This is a genomic window from Streptomyces sp. NPDC096012, assembly GCF_040426375.1.
GTDB lineage: Bacteria > Actinomycetota > Actinomycetes > Streptomycetales > Streptomycetaceae > Streptomyces.
On sequence record NZ_JBEOTD010000002.1, the window covers coordinates 330778 to 349179 of the forward strand.

At 70.6% G+C, this 18402-nt stretch carries 9 protein-coding genes, 1 tRNA gene, 1 other RNA gene and 2 pseudogenes; 8 read left to right on the forward strand and 5 right to left on the reverse strand.

Features of this window, described 5'->3' with window-relative positions; genetic code table 11:
• The first annotated feature begins 573 nt into the window (after nucleotides 1-573).
• A complete protein-coding gene (locus ABVB68_RS03930; protein ID WP_353599412.1) occupies nucleotides 574-3633 on the forward strand; it encodes an FG-GAP repeat domain-containing protein in 3060 nt (1019 codons plus the stop codon).
• Nucleotides 3634-3937: 304 nt separating this feature from the next.
• On the opposite strand, the gene ABVB68_RS03935 is transcribed toward ABVB68_RS03930, so the two are convergent.
• Both ABVB68_RS03935 and ABVB68_RS03940 read right to left on the reverse strand, forming a co-directional pair.
• Entirely contained in the window at nucleotides 3938-5173 is a 1236-nt protein-coding gene (locus ABVB68_RS03935; protein WP_353599413.1) for an SWIM zinc finger family protein, read from the reverse strand.
• Nucleotides 5170-7995: an SCO1167/SCO6262 family helicase gene (locus ABVB68_RS03940; protein WP_353599414.1), complete on the reverse strand. Its 2826-nt coding sequence runs from the start codon at nucleotides 7993-7995 to the stop codon at nucleotides 5170-5172. The genes ABVB68_RS03935 and ABVB68_RS03940 overlap by 4 nt, the downstream gene beginning before the upstream one ends.
• Before the next feature lie 259 nt (nucleotides 7996-8254).
• Between ABVB68_RS03940 and ABVB68_RS03945 the strand changes: the two genes are divergently transcribed.
• The 3 genes from ABVB68_RS03945 to ABVB68_RS03955 all read left to right on the forward strand — a co-directional run bounded on the left by ABVB68_RS03945 (nucleotide 8255) and on the right by ABVB68_RS03955 (nucleotide 9343).
• Entirely contained in the window at nucleotides 8255-8566 is a 312-nt protein-coding gene (locus tag ABVB68_RS03945; RefSeq protein ID WP_353599415.1) for a hypothetical protein, read from the forward strand.
• Between the two features lie 130 nt (nucleotides 8567-8696).
• A complete protein-coding gene (locus ABVB68_RS03950) occupies nucleotides 8697-8945 on the forward strand; it encodes a hypothetical protein (protein ID WP_058850160.1) in 249 nt (82 codons plus the stop codon).
• Nucleotides 8942-9343 carry a DNA-binding protein gene (locus tag ABVB68_RS03955; protein WP_353599416.1) on the forward strand — a complete coding sequence of 134 codons (402 nt, stop codon included), beginning with the start codon at nucleotides 8942-8944 and terminating at the stop codon, nucleotides 9341-9343. The genes ABVB68_RS03950 and ABVB68_RS03955 overlap by 4 nt, the downstream gene beginning before the upstream one ends.
• A 520-nt stretch (nucleotides 9344-9863) precedes the next feature.
• Here the strand turns inward: ABVB68_RS03955 and ABVB68_RS03960 are convergent.
• Both ABVB68_RS03960 and ABVB68_RS03965 read right to left on the reverse strand, forming a co-directional pair.
• Nucleotides 9864-11705, reverse strand: coding sequence for a trypsin-like serine protease (locus ABVB68_RS03960; protein ID WP_353599417.1), 1842 nt, complete (start codon nucleotides 11703-11705; stop codon nucleotides 9864-9866).
• Between the two features lie 531 nt (nucleotides 11706-12236).
• On the reverse strand, nucleotides 12237-12476 hold the full coding sequence (locus ABVB68_RS03965; protein ID WP_353599418.1) for a hypothetical protein: 240 nt from the start codon (nucleotides 12474-12476) through the stop codon (nucleotides 12237-12239).
• A gap of 1094 nt (nucleotides 12477-13570) precedes the next feature.
• Here ABVB68_RS03965 and ABVB68_RS03970 point away from each other — a divergent pair.
• Nucleotides 13571-13807, forward strand: a pseudogene (locus ABVB68_RS03970) (FtsK/SpoIIIE domain-containing protein); the annotation flags it as partial.
• A pseudogene (locus tag ABVB68_RS03975) lies at nucleotides 13806-14967 on the forward strand (tyrosine-type recombinase/integrase); the annotation flags it as partial. The pseudogenes ABVB68_RS03970 and ABVB68_RS03975, both read left to right, overlap by 2 nt.
• Before the next feature lie 79 nt (nucleotides 14968-15046).
• Here ABVB68_RS03975 and ABVB68_RS03980 read toward each other — a convergent pair.
• Nucleotides 15047-15134: transfer RNA gene (locus ABVB68_RS03980), tRNA-Ser, on the reverse strand.
• 96 nt (nucleotides 15135-15230) lie between these two features.
• Between ABVB68_RS03980 and ffs the strand changes: the two genes are divergently transcribed.
• Both ffs and ABVB68_RS03990 read left to right on the forward strand, forming a co-directional pair.
• An RNA gene (ffs, locus tag ABVB68_RS03985) (signal recognition particle sRNA small type) lies at nucleotides 15231-15329 on the forward strand.
• 111 nt (nucleotides 15330-15440) lie between these two features.
• Nucleotides 15441-17897, forward strand: a complete 2457-nt coding sequence (locus tag ABVB68_RS03990) for a DNA polymerase III subunit gamma and tau (RefSeq protein WP_353599419.1) — start codon at nucleotides 15441-15443, stop codon at nucleotides 17895-17897.
• Nucleotides 17898-18402 lie beyond the last annotated feature (505 nt).

Genomic DNA, 18402 nt, shown 5'->3' on the forward strand with positions numbered 1-18402 from the left:
ACGCTGCCCGGCACCGGAGAAGGATCCGACCGGGACGGAAACCGAAGAAGGATCCGACCGGGACGGACAACGTCGAAGGGCCCCCTGTTTCCAGGGGGCCCTTCGACATCGTGCCCGGTGAGGCACTGGCGGAGGATACGAGATTCGAACTCGTGAGGGGTTGCCCCCAACACGCTTTCCAACTGTCCACGCGGCCGTCCGGGGGCGTTCGCGCACCGGGCACAGACCCAGACGGTGAGGTCGCTCCCTGGCCGCCCCGCCGGGCCTCGTCGGGTTGTCTGATCGTAATCCCGACAGGGCGGCCTGGGCCTTCGTTGATCGGCTAGCGTCTACCGCACAAGCGGCCGACAAGATCCACCGCGGCCACAGGGGGGACGCGGCAGCGCGTCCGGCCACATCGGGGCGCCGCGCGGCGGCAGATCGTCACATCAACGAGGGGGAGACGTGAGGGCATTGACCCGGACGTCGACTGAACCACTGCACGGAGGCCGCCGCCGCAGAGGCGGCGCGAGCCTCGCATCCGGTGCGGCCGCCACGATTCTGGCGGTCGCTGGTACGGCCATCCCGCTCGCCGTGGACGCGCCGCCCGCGTGGGCCGCTCAGGCGGCGACCGCGGCGGACTCGTCCCAGGGGGTCGTGATCCCGCCCGCCGAGCGGGCCACACCCCGTGCGGACACCCCGCTGGCGGTGGGCAGCACCGGTTTCCTGCACCGGCAGGAGGGTCGGGACGGCTACACCTGGACCGACTTCGCGAGCGGCACCTCGACGCAGGTGCCCGGCCTGCAGACCCTGCCGGCCGGCGCGCTCGTACGCCCCGTCGGTGCCGACGGAGACCTGCTCGCCGTCTCACCGAGCCCGGCCCGGGGCACCGCCTGGTACACCCTGCTCGATCCGCTCACCGGTGAGCGCCGGGAGGCGCAGCTCCCGGCCGGCTACACGTTCCGGGGGACCGTCGCGGGCAAGGTGCTGGCCATGGAGTCCGCGACCAGCTCCGCCGGTGCGCTCCTCGACACCGGCACCGATCCCGCGCAACCGCTGCCCATCACCGGCCTGCCCGTGGGTGCGCAGCTGAGCAGCCTCTCCCTGCAGCAGGGCGCCACGGACGACCGCGGCGCGGTGATCTCCTTCCGGCAGGACGGCGCGTACCGCTACGGCCTGCTGGACCCCGGGACCGCCGTGGTCACCCCGCTCCCGGAGGCGATGAGCGGCGCGGGCCTGCGCATCCTGCTGAGCCCCGACCGCATCGCCTGGTGGAAGCACGGCTTCACCGGGCTGCGCTGGCTGCCCCGCGGTGACGTCTCCTCCGAGGCGCAGGAGTTCCCGCTCCCCGACGACGCGGCTCCCGTGGCCCTCCTCGGCGGCACCCTCCTGACCTCGGACACCGACGCCACCTCGGGCACCACGCTCGGCCGGCGGCTGACGTCCCGGCCGCTCGACGGCGGGGAGTCGAGCACCGCACTCGACCACCTCGCGCTCATGTCGGACGGCCCACCGCAGGCGGCGGACGGAAGCGCCCTGCTCGTCGGCGGCTCCGGCACCGGCGACTGGGCGGTGCACCGCTTCGCCGTCGGCTCCGACGGGTCGCCGGCGCACGAGGTGGTCCAGCAGCTGCCCCCGGTGATCGCCAAGGTCCTGGGACTGAACCTGTACCGGGGCACCCTCAGCCGGGTGGACAGCACCGACGGCAAGGTCTCCCTCTACCAGCAGGATGTCGGTACCGGGCCGGTCCCCGTCGCGGGAGCGGCCGAGCCGGTGCCCGCGGGCATGCCCTCTTCCGCCGTGCGCTGCGCGACGGGTGAGGACTGCGTGCGGATCGTGGAGGGCAACTGGTACGGCCTGTCCTTCCTGTCCGAGACGGGAGGGCGAACGTACCTGGAGACCCGGGTGAACGCCTACACGTCGCATATGCACATTCCGTTGCCGGGCAGCGGCGGCACGGTCAGGGACGCGTCCTCCTCGTACGTGGTGGTGGACGGCGGGTCCCCGAGAACCCAGTACCTGGTCTACCCGGGCTACGAAAAGGTGGTACGCAGCCGCCCGGTGCAGGCCGCGGCGCTCTGGTACTCCACCCTGTGGAGTGCGACTCCCGGCAGCCCCGGCACGCTGACCGCGGAGCGGCTGTCCGTGGACGCGGCCACGCCCGGCAAACCCGTCCGCACCGTGCGGACCGGTGCCGCCTGCGTGCCCACCGAACTGCAGGCGACGGCGCGCTGGCTCTACTGGTCCTGCGGTCCCGACAAGCAGGCCGGGGTGTACGACCTGACGAACGACCGCGGCTTCGGAGTGCCGTCGGGCCCCGCCATGCTCGGTGACGGCTACGTGGTCCGGCACGACCGGGACGCGGGCGAGCTCAAGCTGACGGACTTCCACACCGGCAGCCCGCTCGCGGAGCGCTCCATAGCCGCCCTCCCGGCCGGGACCCTCGCGGACGACCGCAGGATCACGTGGACCGTGGACAAGTACGGCGGTCACATCGCCTACGTGGACGCCGATCGTCGCGTGCATGTGAGCGCGGACGGGGTACCGGACTCCGCTCCGGTGATAGGGGGGGCGTACACCTCCGGGAGCGTCGCGCCGAGGACCGCTTCGTCCCCCTACTCGACCTGGACGGCGTCGTTGCTGCTCAGCCGCCCCGTGGACTCATGGGAACTGGGCATCGTCCAGAAGACGACCGGGCGCCGGGTGGCTGTGGTGCGCGGTGGGGCCGAACGCGGTCTCAACGGCATCTCGGCCTCGTGGAAGGGCCGGGAGTCGAACGGTGCTCCCGCCCCGAGCGGTCTCTACACCTGGCAGCTGACCGCGAGGTTCAACGGCGGAACCACGCCGGTGCGGGTGGGAAGCGGCGGCCTGGAGGTGTTGTGCGGTGCCCTGCCGACTCATGTCTACGACTGCGACGGGTTTCCGGACATGGTGGCGGTCCGGAAGGACGGCCGGACCGACTCATGGGAGGGGCATCCCAAGGGGTACTTCTACAACCGCAGCTACACCGCGGACTGGCCGACCTCCTCCACCCTGGTGCCGGCCGGCGACCTCAACGGCGACGGGTTCGCGGACATGCTGGTCCGCAACTCCACCGGCGAGCTGCGTGCGTACTGGGGCTTCGGGCAGGTGTACTTCGCCCGGGGAACCAACAAGTCCACTGTCATCGGCAAGGGCTGGGACAAGTACAACCTGCTGACGTCGTCCGGAGACCTCAACCGTGACGGCCGGTCCGACCTGCTGACCCGTGACCGATCCGGAGTCCTGTGGTTCTACGCCGGCACCGGCAAGGGCACGTTCAAGGCCCGGGTGCGCATCGGCACCGGGCTGTCCGGTTACACGGCGCTGGTGGGCGTGGGCGACCTCAACGGCGACGGAACCGGAGACCTTCTCGGCCGGGACAAGGCCGGGAACCTCTATCGCTGGTACGGCAACGGAAAGGGCGGCATCGGGGGGCGCGTGAAGATCGCCTCGGGCTTCAACGCCTACAACGCCCTGGTCGGCGTCGGCGACCTGACCCAGGACGGACGCAACGACCTCGTCACCCGCGATACCGCGGGCAACCTGTACCGCTGGGCGGGCAACGGCAAGGGCGGCTTCGGCCCACGCGTGAAGATCGGCAGCGGCTGGGGCGTCTACAAGGCGCTGTCCTGACAGGACAACGTCGAAGGGCCCCCTGTTTCCAGGGGGCCCTTCGACAGCGTGCCCGGTGAGGCACTGGCGGAGGATACGAGATTCGAACTCGTGAGGGGTTGCCCCCGACACGCTTTCCACATGTTCGTCTGGGGGCTCTGGGGCGTACGGCAACGTGCTGACCCGCGGTGCAGCTGATCCGGGCGGGGGTTCTGAACGGTGCCGTACGCCGGTGAACGCAACCAGAACTGCAACCACGGAAGTGGAGCAGCGTGAGTGTGTCCAGCCTCTGCTCGTGGTTCCTGGTCAGTGGGGAGTCGCCTCCTTACGCCCCGTTCTGCGACCAGGCCGCGGTGAGCGCGGTGACCGGGTCACTGTCGGCTGGTGCCGCGGGCCCCCATTCGCCGTCGTCGTCCTGGAGGTAGGGGTACCAGCGGGCGTCGGGACCCAGACGCAGCTGGATGCCGTGTTGGGTGAGGGTGAGGCGGTTGCGCCAGGTTCTGAGGTGTGTGGGGGAGTCGGTCATCTCGGCGAGGGCCGCGTCCAGGACGGTGCGGGCCGCCTTCATCACCGTCGGGTCGGGGACGTAGGGCTCTTCGGCGACGGTGATGCCTGCGGGGCCACCATGGCGCCAGGCGCGGGTGAGACGCGCGAAGGCAGTGGGTTTGGTGCCGGTGTTCTGGATCAGGTGGTGGAACCACTCGGGTCCGGGGTTGCTTGCGGCGATGCGGATGGCGTCCTGGTGCTGGGTCAGGTGCAGGTCGGCGGTGTCACCCGAGAGGAGCCGGGCGGCGCGCGCGGTGGTGTCGGCCATGAGGCGTTCCAGGTCCGCGGCGGCCAGGCCGGTGCCGGGCGGCGGGGCGACGGGCAGTCCTGTGGTGTGGGCGGCGGGTTCCGGGAGTTCGGGCAGTTCGGGGGGCCCTTCGGCCCAGTGGGCGTACGCGGCGGCAGCCGGGACGCCGGCCGCAGACGGTGGGGCGGCCGTCTGCTGTGCCGCCGTACGGAGTGCGCGCAGCCGGGCGAAGATCTCCTCGCGACCACGGCCGCGCAGGGCGAAGAGCACGAACGGGTCGGTGTCGATGGTGGCGGCGATGGCGTAGCAAAGCGCTGCGGCGTGCTTGCAGGGGTATCCCCAATCGGGGCAGGAGCACTCCGGATCGAGCTCGGTGGGCAGTGGGAGCAGTGGGACGCCTGCGTGCCGGGCGTCGTCCACGAGTTCGGCGGGCATCTCGTCGTCGAGAAGTGCTGCGAGATGTCCGGCGCGGGCCGCGATCGTGTCGAGCAGGGTGTCCCACTGAGGGTCGGTGAGGACGGGCAGGTGGACTGAGGAGCGGTACGGGCGCGGGCGGCTGCCCTGGACAGCGGCATTGACCTGGCCCGGAGCGACGGTGACCGGGCCGACCATGCCCTTGCGGGCGTAGGTGCGTCCGCGCGAGAGCCGTCCGGCGTCCAGGGTGGAGTCCTCCAGGGCGGCCACCCATGCCTGGCCCCACCAGGTCGCGGCGAAGGCTCGCTTGCCGGGGGCGGGTGTACGGCGCGGGCCGGGGACGGCGGGGCTCATGACTGCCTTCCCAGGGTGACGAGTTCGGCGAGGTCGGCGTCGGACAGTTCGGTCAGGGTTGCCTCGCCGGAGCCGACGACGGCGTCGGCGAGGGCGCGCTTGGCTTCGAGCAGCTTCGCTACCTTGTCCTCCACGGTTCCCTCCGCGAGGAGCTTGTGTACCTGGACGGGTTTGTCCTGGCCGATGCGGTAGGCGCGGTCGGTGGCCTGGTCCTCGACGGCAGGGTTCCACCAGCGGTCGTAGTGCACGACGTGAGTGGCGCGGGTGAGATTGAGTCCGGTGCCCGCCGCCTTCAACGACAGCAGGAATACGGGCACTTCACCGCGCTGGAAGCGGTCCACCATCTCCTCGCGCCGCGCGACGGGGGTGGCACCGTGCAGGAGGAGGGTGGGGATGCCGCGCTCGGCGAGATGCTTCTCCAGCAGAGCCGCCATCTGTTTGTACTGCGTGAAGACCAGAACGGATTCGCCTTCGGCGGTGATGGTGTCGAGAAGTTCGTCGAGCAGGTCGAGCTTGCCGGAGCGGCCCCGCAGGGGAGCGGACCGGCGCGGGCTGTGCTCCTTCACATGCTGGGGCTCTTTCAGATACTGGGCGGGGTGGTTGCAGATCTGCTTCAGCGCGGTGAGCAGCTTGAGTACCAGACCGCGTCGGGCGATGCCCTCCGACTCCGCGATCTTCGCCATGGTCTCGCGGACCACGGCCTCGTACAGGCCGGCCTGCTCGGCCGTCAGCGGGACGACGTGGTCGGTCTCGGACTTGGGCGGCAGTTCGGGCGCGATGCCGGGGTCGGACTTCTTGCGGCGCAACAGAAAGGGACGTACGAGACGGGACAGGCGCTCGGCTGCCTCGGGATCCGAGCCCGCCTCGATGGCGCGGGCATGCCGGTCACGGAAGGCGGTGAGTGAGCCGAGGAGCCCGGGGGTGGTCCAGTCGAGCAGTGCCCACAGCTCGGAGAGGTTGTTCTCCACGGGGGTGCCGGTGAGAGCGACGCGGGCGCGGGCGGGCAGGGCACGCAGTTCGCGGGCGGTGACGGCGTAGGGGTTCTTGACGTGCTGTGCCTCGTCGGCGGCCACCAGCGACCAGGCTGTCTCGGCGAGCACTTCGCGGTCGCGGCGCAGCACCCCGTAGGTGACCAGGACGATCTCGTCGACGGCCAGGTCCCCCAGGTGGCGGTCGCCGCCGTGGTAGCGGCGTACGGGGGTGAGCGGTGCGAATCTGGCCGCCTCACGCTGCCAATTGCCGAGCAGGGAGGCCGGGCAGACGACCAGGGTGGGGCCCGCGATAGCGGGGTCGCTCTGGCGGTGCAGGTGCAGAGCGAGCAAGGTGATGGTCTTGCCCAGGCCCATGTCGTCGGCGAGACAGCCGCCGAGGCCGAGTGCGCACATCTCGGCCAGCCAGGCCAGGGCCCGTTTCTGGTACTCGCGCAACGTTGCCTTGAGGGCGGCGGGCTGGGGCACCGGGGTGCGGGACTCGGGGTCGCGGATACGAGCGACCAGGTCGCCAAGCGCACCGACCGCCGCGCAGGGGACCCGGTCACCGTCCCGCTCGACCTCGCTGGTCAGCGCGGCGCTCAATGCCTCCATGGGGGTGAGCGGTTCCATCCGGCGGCGCTTGGCGCGGGCCACCAGCTTCGGGTCGGCGACCACCCACTGGTCGCGAAGCCGGACGAGGGGACGGCGTGACTCCGCGAGGGCATCCATCTCGGCTTCGGTGAGCGGCTCGCCGCCGAGGGAGATTTGCCAGCGGAAGTCGAGGAGGGCCTCGGTGTCCAGCAGGCCGCCCGCGGTGGAACCAGGGGCGGTGCGCTGCCCGATCTCCGCGGTCGCGGTGAGTGCCTTTACCAGTTCGCGCGGCCAGTGCACGTCGACACCGGCCGCGCGCAGCGCGTCCGTGGCGTCCCCAAGGAGATCGAAGACTTCGTCGTCGGTCAACCGGAGCTGATCGGGAGCGGCATCGTCGAGCAACCTCCGCAGCGGGGGCCAGGCGCGGGCGCCGCGGCGCAGGGCGAGAAGGGTCTCGGTCTCGGCGCGTGGGCCGAGCAGCCGCTCCACTTCGGTCGGCTCGCTCCACAGTCGTGCGGCCTCGATGACGAGCGCCGGGTCCGCCGCGGTGTGCAGTTGCAGGACGGCTCGGAACTGCCGTCGGCGTCCTTCGGGTACGTCGACGCGCAGGGAGACACCGACCTCGGCGGTGAGCGTCGCCTGGGTCTCCTCGGCCCATTCACGCAAGGTGGGCACGGCGCGGACCTCGCGCCAGGCGTACGGCAGCGCTCCCATGGCGAGTGGCGCGGCCGGCGTACGGACCAGATCATCGGCGACCGCGTCGCAGAACTGGCGTATCAGCGCAGCCGGTTCGGCGATCCGTACCGGAGCGGGGCCGGGTTCGGGCAGGCAGTGGGCGTGTGGCGGGAAGGCGGCGGCCAGGGCGTCCAGTGTCTGACGCTGGGCGGCGGTGAAGGGACCCACCTGCCAGGTGTCGTAACCGGCGGGAGTGAGGGCCGGATGGAGGCGGCCGTCGGCGAGCAGCCGCAGTGCGAAGCGAGTGGCGGCCTGCCAGGCGGCGCCGGAGGGATGCGTCGGCTCCGCATCGGCCAGGGCGGAGACGGCGACGGCGACAGGCACCGCGTAAGCCTCGACCCTTCGCCGCCTGACCGAGCGACCGTGCGGCAGGACCAGCTCCACCACCTCGGTCCCAAGGCCGGTGGGCGCCGTACTGTCTCCGACTGCTGCCCCGGTCGGCTTCCACAGCAACAGCCGCCCGAGGCGAGCGGGTTCACCGGGCAGGAACACCGCCGCCCAGCCGACGCCGAGCGACTCCCTCACGAAGTCGGATGTTTCCTGCCGGGCCGGCGGCGGTGTGCTCCTCGCGCCCGTACTCGGCTCTCGTACGACGACTCGTGCCACTCTCTTCCGCCCTGTAGCTCGCCGGGCCCTCCCCTGGGCCGTTCACTACCGAATCTCATCAGGCAACACGCTGGCAACCACGGGCCTTGGCCTGACTGCCGGCGATGGCCTCACGACGGATCCGCCGCTGCTGAGCGCACCGGTCCTCAACCGTACGGTGCAACGCTACGGTGAGGCCATGAGCACATCGGCCCCAGCCGCGCTGGAGGCGTTGATCGAAGAGGCCACCGTCGACGCCTACGGCGAGGATGAGCAACTCACCGGCTTCTTCACGATGATCGAGGAGAGCCTTGCCGTGCCCTTCACCACGACTGTTCTCGGCGTCGAGGTGAGCGTGGTCGGTGTCGATCCGGCCGAGGACGGACGCGTGGTCGCACGCTGCGCCCGGGGGCCGGTCCGGCAGGCCGTCGGAATTCTGGACCTGCCGCTGCCGGAACCCGCCCCCGAGGGCTGGCAAGGGATCGAGGCATACCGCTACCGGGCTCGCTGAACTGGCGCGTCGTCGTGCAACTGCCCAGCTGATCCCCTGCTCGACCGGACAGTCGCCCCGCCTGCCGCTGGCCAGACCGACTGGGGGAAAAGGCGGCACGTAGCGCGCATACCGCAGTATGCTTGCGGCTATGGCTGACACCACACGCATCACGGTGACACTCCCCACCGAGCAGGTGGCGGAGCTGAAGAAGATCACGGACAACATCTCCGGCTACGTGGCCGAGGCGGTCGCCAGGCAGATCCGGCACCAGCTCCTGGGGGCCGACCTGCGCAGCCACACGGACGAGCACGGGGCCTTCAGTGAGGAAGAGCTGGCCGAGGCGCGAGCGCGGATCTTTGGTACGACGTCGGCCGCCGGCGGCGCGAGCGCCGCGTGAGCGGGCACATCGAGACCGTCGTCCTGGACAGCGAGGGGCTGTCGGCCTGGGTGGCGCAGGACCGGAAGGTTCTGGCGATGTTCCAGGTCTTCCACGACCTGGGAGCGGACCTCGTCGTCAGTGCTAACACCGTCGTGGAGGTGAGCCACGCCAGGGTGGACCTGCCCCGACTGCAATGGGCGCTCTCCCGGGTCAAGGTGGAGCCGGTCACGGAGGCGGCGGCCGAGGCGGCGGCCCACCTGCTCAAGGGCGCCGGTCTGCACGGACACAAGTACGCGATCGACGCCACCGTCGCGGAAGCGGCCTTGCGTCAGCCGGGCCCGGTCGCCATCCTCACGTCGGATGTCGATGACATGACCCGGCTGTGCGGCAGCCAGGTCCGGATGATCGGGCTATGACCGCGACATCGCCCCGGGACCATGGACAGCTCCGCGTGGACCCGCGGAAACCGGAATCGTGTGGGTCCTAGCGGCCGGTAACCGTCTGACGAATCTCGTCAGACGGGATGGCTCGCCGCAGTCCGCAGGCACGGCACTTGAGGTGCGGCCTCATCCTTATCAGGTCGATCACAGCTTCCCAGGAAGCTGGGTGCTGTTGGCCGTGGCCTCCGAGAGCTGGTCGCCGTGATCCGCGCTGTTCCGCTCGCGTTCGCCGCTGTTGGTGACGCTCCTATAGGCCGTCAAGCGGTCTGGGTGAGTGGTTTCGGGGCGTGGTGGGGGCGCGTGAGGTGCTTGTATACCTCGCTAGCACGGCGGGCCGCCGGGGGCCCTGGTACGTGACACCGGTGGACCCCATCGAGGCTCTGGGGGGAGCGGCTGCCTGGCTGGGGCGCTGGGCGAACGAGCCCACATACGCTCTGGTGAGGAGGCATGTGGGCCCATCGTCCGGGTGCGGGTCGACCTTCCGCCTGAGGGTCGGTCAGCTCAGCCGGTAGCCGTTGTAGCCGTATCCGATCTTGACGCGGGAGGCCAGCGGGTGAGAGACGTTGCCCGTGCCTTCGTACAGCCACAGGTTGCCGCTGCTGTCGCGGGCGATCAGGTCGGAGTGGCCGTTGCCGGTCATGTCCCCGTTCATCACGTACGCGGTGTACTGGAAGCCGTAGCCGATCTTCACGCGGGACGCCAGCGGGGCCGTCGGGTTGCCGGTGCCCTTGTACAGCCACAGGTTGCCGGAAGAGTCCCGGGCGAGCAGGTCGAGCTTGCCGTCTCCGGTGAAGTCACCCTTGCCGAAGACGTTGGCGCCGTACATGTTCCAGCCGTAGCCGAGCTTGACGCGCGAGCCGAAGTTGCCGTGGCCGGTGCCCGGGTAGAGCCAGAAGTTGCCGCTGGAGTCCACGGTCAGCAGATCCTGGTAGCCGTCACCGGTGACGTCGCCGGGCACGAGCATGACCTTCATGCCGTTCCAGCCGGACCCGAGCTTGGTGACGTCGGTGTTGCCGGTGGACAGGTTGTAGTGCTGCCAGTACAGGGTGCCGTCGGTGGTGCGTACCAGCAGGTCGGCGTAGCCGTCGCGGTCCAGGTCGGCCTGGCGCACCAGGTTGACCCCGCTCCAGTCGCCGAGGGACACCCGGGATCCGAAGGACTTGCCGCGCGAGTCGTACTCGTAGCCCTGGCCGTTGGAGGCGATCGCGAACATGTCAGCGCGGCCGTCACCGCTCAGGTCGGTGTCGTCGATGCGCGGTTCGGCCGCCCCGACGTACGTGCTCAGCTTGGTGAAGACGCTGTACGAGCCCTGGCTCACGCAGTCCTGCACGCCCCACGACACGACACCGACGACGCGCCCGCCGACGACCAGCGGGCCGCCGGAGTCGCCGTTGCAGGTGGCGACCGTGCCGCTGTCGGAGCCGCTGGCCGATACGCCGACACAGGTCATGGCGCCCGGCACGAAGTCGCTGCCGTAGAAACCCGAGCACGTCGAATCGCCGTTCACCGGCACCGTGGCCTTGCGAAGGGTCTGCGAGATGTCCTGGCTGGTGGAGCTGGTGCGCCCCCAGCCGTAGATCTGCGCCTGGGTGCCCGTCTTGTACGACGTGGTGTCATCGGAGGTGGTGATGGGTAGCGGCTTGGCGCTGATCGGGTCGGGCAGCGTCAGCACGGCGACGTCGTTGACGGCGGCGCCGTTCGAGGTGATCTTGAACGAAGGATCGTTCCACTGCCGCCACACGCCCGTCACCGTGCCGCCGTGGAGATCGGTGGTGTTGGTCGACGAGTCGGTGGTCGGCAACTGGTCGGTGCCGTAGACGATGGAGCCGTTGTTGTGCCAGTCGTAGCCCGAGACGCAGTGCGCGGCCGTGAGGATCTTCGTGGGCGACACGACGGTTCCGCCGCAGAAGAAGCCGACGTCGTCACTGGTGTCGGTGGTTCCCTTGTCGTCGTAGTACCACAACTGCACCATCCACGGAGCTGTGGAGATGCTGGTGGTCGTGCCGCCGATGATCTGTGTGCCGGCAGTGCCGGAGGCCGACGGCTGCGGCTTCGGACTGGTGGTGGTGCCGGACGGCGCGCCAGTGCTCGCGGCAGGTCGCAGAGTTGCGGGGGTATTGGCGGCCGGCGCGGTGATCGCGCCGTGCACGCGGGCGGTGAGCTGTGACTTGCCGACGCTGCTGTGGCCCTTGACGCCGATGTCCGTCGGTAGTGGTGCCGCGTTGGCGGGCGCCATGGTGAGCGCACCGGCGCCGCCGATGAGCAGCGTGGCGGCAGCGGCAGGTATGGCTATCCGGCCCCGGCGATGGTGTTTCCCGCCTCTGTGGGCAGAGGACACTTATGTCTCCTGTGATGAAGATGCTGGGGGGGTGGCATCGAACAAAGCGGTTGATCGTACTTCCGGCTCATCGATCTTCGCCAGTTTCATGCGCCACAGAAGTCTTTAATTTTCTCGCCGTTGCCCGGCATTTTCCAAAACGTTGGCAACGCCACCGGCCACGTCGTCTCTCGCCTGAACGGCCGCGGCGGCACAGCGGGCGAGTCACGCGCCGTGGAGTGTGACCGGTAGTCGAAGAAGTGAAAGGCAGGGTATCTGACCTGCGACCCTGTAGTCGATCAACGCTGCGACCTGCGACTTCACCGTCGGTGGTTGTCAGCGTTGGTCGTCGTTGAGCGCCCCCGCACGGCCCAGAGACGGCCCGAGCGGGGGTGTCGTGGTGTACCCCTCGATGCGAACTATGAGCGCGAGGGTCGTTGAGGGCTGGTCGGATGGTCAGATGGGCTGTTGGGGACGTATGCGGTTAGGCCCGGTCGGCATGGTTGCTGTACTCCGCTGCTGTACCGCTCAAGCGCAGGGTGCCTATGGCCGCTACGGTGTCTGTCCTTCTACCTTCCTGATCCGGAGATGGTGCACGGCTCCGGCAATCCAGCTTACGAACATCAGCCCGGCGGCGGACTCAAGCATGGGGACGTAGTGGTCCCCATCCGTGACCAGTTCGGCGAGGTAGATTGCCGCGTTAAAGCTCCCCAGCGCGAAGAGGCACACCGAGGCGCTACCAAGCGATCCCCACCGCATGCTGGATTTTTCTCCCACCTGAACACCCTGCATGCGCTCATGATGAGTGCGATCAGGCGGCATGGCTAGTTCCCTACAGTCGTCGTCACCTGGGAGGAAGCCAGCACTTGTTCACACGGTCGGAGGAGTCTCAATGACTGATGCAAGCCAGCGGGGCGCCGTCCATAGGGGGAAGAGGGCGCACCGCGTTGGGCACAGGATTTGAACCTGTGGCCTCATCCTTATCAGGTCGATCACAGGGGTCTGCCAACGTCGACCAACCGCCCCTGCGCCTCGGCCGATCGTTCATCGGGGTCCGGTCTCGGCCGCCGCCGTTCGTGCTTGTTGGTGTCACGCCGCGCGCGGTCTTGACAAGGGCTGTCCCGTCCGGGGAGAGCACCAGTTTGGAAGATCGCGTCTGCGGATTCGGCCTGACCGGGCATAACGCAGACCTGCGTGTTTGCTGAGCGCTGCCCGGCGCTAGGGTCTCGCGGACTGGGGAGGTGAGCCATGGCCGCGCTTTTCTATTCCACTGTCGTGGTCGGCGTCGCGTTGACAGCTTTCGCGGTCTTGCGGGAGCACGGAACGCGGCTTACGAAGGCGGCATCCTGGTTGTGTCTGGCAATCGCCGCGCTCCCCGGGCTGGCACTCGTTGGCATCGTTCTGCAAGTGATCTTCGGGTCGTCAGACGGCGCGGTGCTGGGTGAACTAGCCGCACCCGGGTGCTGCGAGGATGCCGCGGCTTGCCAGGCGGGGCACAGTCGGACTCTTCCTCCGCCCACCACTCTCCCCAGCTCCCATCCCGTCTGCCGTCGAACCACACACCGTGGAGCGGGCGTGGTTCCTGGCGTCCAGGTGGAGCGCGCCACTGTACGAACGACTGTGAGGATTCACCGCGGCGCTGCTCGGCAGGCCTGACCCACCGAACGATTGACGCTTCGAGCTGTCCTCTCCAGGAATCGTCGGCCGGCTGGGCGGCGCTTTGCACGCGGCCGGTCGGGCGCCTGTGACCTCATAGGAGCCCGGCCAAAGGTCCCACCACAGTCTTGTCCAGCCGGCCCAGCGGGTTCCTGGCCCGGCGCCAGGCGCAGACGGATCCTCGACGCGACGACCCCGCCGGCCATCCGCGCCCACGACGGCGTGCAACTGACTTCGCGGCCTCGGCCGAACGGCTGCGGCACGCCTGGGGCGTTCATGCCGTCTACGTCACCCCCGTCAAACCTGGGGTCATCGACCTTCGCCTTGTCGGCTACGACGTCTTACGACGGGTGCGCATGCCTCGCAAGGTCGCGCACGGCCCCCTCAAAGTGCCGGTCGCCCTGCGAGAGGACGCCACACCCTTCGTCCGGGACTACCGCACCGTTCCCCACCAACTCACCCTCGGTCGGCGTCCGCGACGACGGCAAGCCCGACCGCCGTCACATCGAGCGGAAGCCCAAGGCCGAGGTCGCCAGGGCCGTCCGGGACATGGAGCGGGCGCGGGACGAGAAGAAGCTCAGGAAGCCAGGACAGAGCTGGACGCTCCAAGCCTGGCTCGTGCACTGGGTCGAACATCGCCAAGCCGTATGTCTCCGAGAACACGTACGACGGGTACGAGGTCGACGTGCGCGTGCACCTGATGCCCGGCCTCGGTGCCCACAAGCTCGACCGCCTGGAGCCGGAGCACCTGGAGCGCTTCTACCGGAAGATGCAGGACTCCGGGAGCTCCGCCGGTACCGCCCATCACGTCCACCGGACGATCCGGGTCGCCCTCGGCGAGGCGGTGCGGCGCGGGCACGTCCCGACCAATGCAGCGGAGATCGCCAAGGCGCCCCGGCTCGAAGAGGAGGACATCGAGCCGTACACGATTGAAGAGGTTCGGAGCCTGTTGGTCGAGGCGGCCAAGCTCCGGAACAGCGCACGATGGGTCGTCGCCCTGGCTCTCGGCCTGCGGCGAGGGGAAGCGCTCGGGCTGCACTGGGAGGACGTCGACCTCGACGCGGGATACGTCCGCATCCGCAAGAACCGGCTGCGCCCCAAGTACGCGCACGGTTGCGGTGCCAACCCGTGCGGCCGGAAAGCCGGCTACTGCCCCAATCGCGAGCAGACCCGGCGTGAGCACAAGTCCACCAAGTCCCGAGCCGGACGGCGCACCATCGGCCTGCCCGACCCGCTCATCAAGATCCTGCACCACCACCGGGAGGTCCAGGAGCGGGAGCAGATCGCAGCTGGCGCCGACTGGGAGGGCAAGGGATACGTCTTTGCCTCGCCGACGGGCGGGCCGCTGAGCCCGAACACCGACTTCCACGTCTGGAAGCGCCTGTTTCGGGACGCCGGTGTCCGGGACGGTCGTCTGCATGACGCTCGCCACACCGCCGCGACCGTTCTCCTGATCCTCGGCGTCCCGGACGTCGTGATCGACTCGATCATGGGTTGGGAGCCTGGGGGAGCGGCCCGAATGCGCGCGCGGTACATGCACGTGACGGGTGTGATGCTCCGCAAGGTCGCCCAGCAGGTAGGTGACGCGCTCTGGACGCCTCCCGGCTCCGGGGAAAAAACCGACTGAGACGGAAACTGAGACGGACAACGACGAAGGGCCCCGCTGCAAGCAGCGGGGCCCTTCGACATCGTGCCCGGTGAGGCACTGGCGGAGGATACGAGATTCGAACTCGTGAGGGGTTGCCCCCAACACGCTTTCCAAGCGTGCGCCCTAGGCCTCTAGGCGAATCCTCCGCTCGGAACATTACATGACCGAGGGGAGTGCTCGCGAACTCGTTCCCGCAGGCCCGGATCGGTTGCCGTCGACCGGTCGCCATCGGGTACTGTGGGCGCAGCCCCTCACGCGGCGCTATCTGACTGAACTCCCCCAGGGCCGGAAGGCAGCAAGGGTAGGTTGGCTCTGGCGGGTGCGTGAGGGGCGCTTGCGTTCCCGGGGTGTGGGGTTCCCGGGGGCCGGGGTCCGGTGTTCGCCGGCCGGGGGCGGGGCCCTGGGTCTGCGGGCGGAGCCCGTTGTCAGCGGGCCCCATTAACCTCGTATGCGTGTCGTCTCTCGCGCTGTACCGCCGCTATCGCCCGGAGACCTTTGCGGAGGTCATCGGGCAGGAGCATGTCACCGACCCGCTGCAGCAGGCGCTGCGGAACAACCGGGTCAATCACGCGTACCTGTTCAGCGGGCCGCGTGGGTGCGGGAAGACCACCAGCGCGCGCATCCTGGCCCGCTGTCTGAACTGTGAGCAGGGTCCCACCCCGACACCGTGCGGGGAGTGCCAGTCCTGCCAGGACCTGGCCAGGAACGGACCGGGCTCGATCGACGTCATCGAGATCGACGCCGCCTCCCACGGTGGCGTGGACGACGCCCGTGAGCTGCGGGAGAAGGCCTTCTTCGGTCCCGCGAGCAGCCGGTACAAGATCTACATCATCGACGAGGCCCACATGGTCACGTCGGCCGGCTTCAACGCGCTGCTCAAGGTCGTCGAGGAACCGCCCGAGCATCTGAAGTTCATCTTCGCGACCACCGAGCCCGAGAAGGTCATCGGGACCATCCGGTCGCGGACCCATCACTACCCCTTCCGGCTGGTCCCGCCGGGCACCCTGCGGGACTACCTCGCCCAGGTGTGCGGCCGCGAGGACATCCCGGTCGACGAGGGCGTGCTCCCGCTCGTCGTGCGGGCGGGCGCCGGTTCCGTGCGTGACTCGATGTCCGTCATGGACCAGCTCCTCGCCGGCGCCAAGGAGGAGGGTGTGACGTATGCCATGGCCACCTCCCTCCTCGGTTACACCGACGGCTCCCTCCTCGACTCCGTCGTCGAGGCCTTCGCCACCGGTGACGGGGCCGCGGCCTTCGAGGTCGTCGACCGTGTCATCGAGGGCGGCAACGACCCCCGGCGGTTCGTCGCCGACCTGCTGGAGCGGCTGCGGGACCTGGTGATCCTGGCCGCGGTGCCGGACGCCGTCGACAAGGGGCTCATCGACGCCCCCGCCGACGTCCTGGAACGCATGCGGGCCCAGGCCTCCACCTTCGGCGCCGCCGAGCTGAGCCGCGCCGCCGACCTCGTCAACGCGGGCCTGACCGAGATGCGCGGCGCCACGTCGCCCCGCCTGCAGCTCGAACTGATCTGCGCGCGCGTGATGCTCCCCGCCGCCTACGGCGACGAGCGGTCCGTGATGGCCCGCCTCGACCGTCTCGAGCGCGGGGTCGGTTTCTCGGCCGGTGGCGGCGCACCCACCATGGCCTACGTCCCCGGCCCCGAGGCGCACGGCGGCGCCCCCACACCCCCTGCCGGGCCCGCGCCCACGCCTCCTGGGGGCGCCCCCATGCCCCCCGGTGGCGCCCCCGTGGCCCCCGGCGTCGGCCCGGCGGCAGCCCGCGCGGCGGTGCGATCCGCAGGCGGCCCCGCTGGCGGAGCGGCCGGTGCGGGTTCCGGCGGTGGCGCGGCCGTGCCCGGTGGCGGAGCCGCCGGCGCTGGTCACGGAGCCGGTGGTCCGGCCGGTGCGGGGGGTCCCGGTGCTCCGGCCGCTCCCGTCTCCGCCGCGCCCTCGACGGCCCCCGCAGCGCCGGCCGCCCCTGCGGCACCGGCGCCCGCTCCGGCCGCCTCTGCTCCCGCCCCCGACGCGGCTTCCGCCCCGGCTCCCGCCTCCGCCGCTCCGGCCCCGGCAGCCCCCGCGGCTCCCGCCCCCGGTGCCTGGCCCACCGCCGCTCCCGCCGGTGGGGCACGGCGTCCCGGCGGCTGGCCCACCGCGGCCGCTCCGGCCGGCGCCCAGCAGGGTCAGGCTCCCGGCCGAGCCCCGGCCCCGGCTCGTCCGGAGCACCAGGCCCCGACCGCGCCCCCGGCCCCTGCGCCGGCCGCTCCCGCCGGTGGCCCCGACCCCCGCGCGCTCTGGCCGAACATCCTGGAAGCCGTCAAGAACCGCCGCCGCTTCACCTGGATCCTGCTCAGCCAGAACGCCCAGGTGACCGGCTTCGACGGCACCACCCTCCAGGTCGGCTTCGTCAACGCCGGCGCCCGTGACAACTTCGCCAGCAGCGGCAGCGAGGACGTGCTGCGGCAGGCGCTGGCCGAGCAGTTCAACGTGCAGTGGAAGATCGAGGCGGTCGTCGACCCGTCCGGCGGCGGTGCGGCACCGGCGTCCGGTGGCTCGCCCGGCTTCGGCGGCGGCGGTGCTCCCGGGGGCGGCGCTCCCGGCGGCAGTGGTTACGGCGGCGGTGGTTACGGCGGTGGCCATGGCGGCGGTGGTTACGGCGCCCCGGCCGCCCCCCGGCCCGCGGCTCCCCAGGCCGCCTCGCAGACACCCGCCTCCCCGCAGGGCGGTCCCGCTGCCGGCCCGGCCGCCGGCGCCCGTCAGCCCTCCGCCGCCCCCGAGCCGTCCCCGGTCGCTCCCGAGGACGACATCCCCGAGGACGACGACCCGGACCTGGACGAGTCGGCCCTGTCCGGCCACGAACTGATCGTGCGGGAGCTGGGGGCGACGGTGGTGGAGGAGTTCTCCAACGAGTAGGCCCCGGCGGCACCGCGCCCCTGCGGAAGGAGCGGCCCCGGGCCCCGGCACCGCGCCGGCGTGAAGGGAGCGGCCCTGAGACCTTTGCACCGCCCCACCCCCGAGGGGCCCTCCGGGGTGGGGCGGTGCCGGGGCACCCTCGGGCCGCGGCTCCGCGCCGGCGTGAAGGGGGCGGCCCCGGGATCCTGGCACTCTCCGCGTGAAGAAACCGGTTCTCCAGTCCGGCCCGCTCCCGGCCCCGAAGGAGAAGCCGTCCAGGGTTCGAGCCCTACGCGGCCCCGGGATCTGGCCTCCCCGCGTGAAGGGACCGGCCCCGGGATCCTGGCACTCCCCGCGTGAAGGGACCGGTCCTCCGGTCCCGGCCCGCCCCTGGCCCCCGTAGGAGAAGCCGTCCAGGGTCCGAGCCGTGCGCGGCCCCGGGATCTGGCCTCCCCGCGTGAAGGGACCGGCCCCGGGATCCTGGCACTCCCCGCGTGAAGGGACCGGTCCTCCGGTCCCGGCCCGC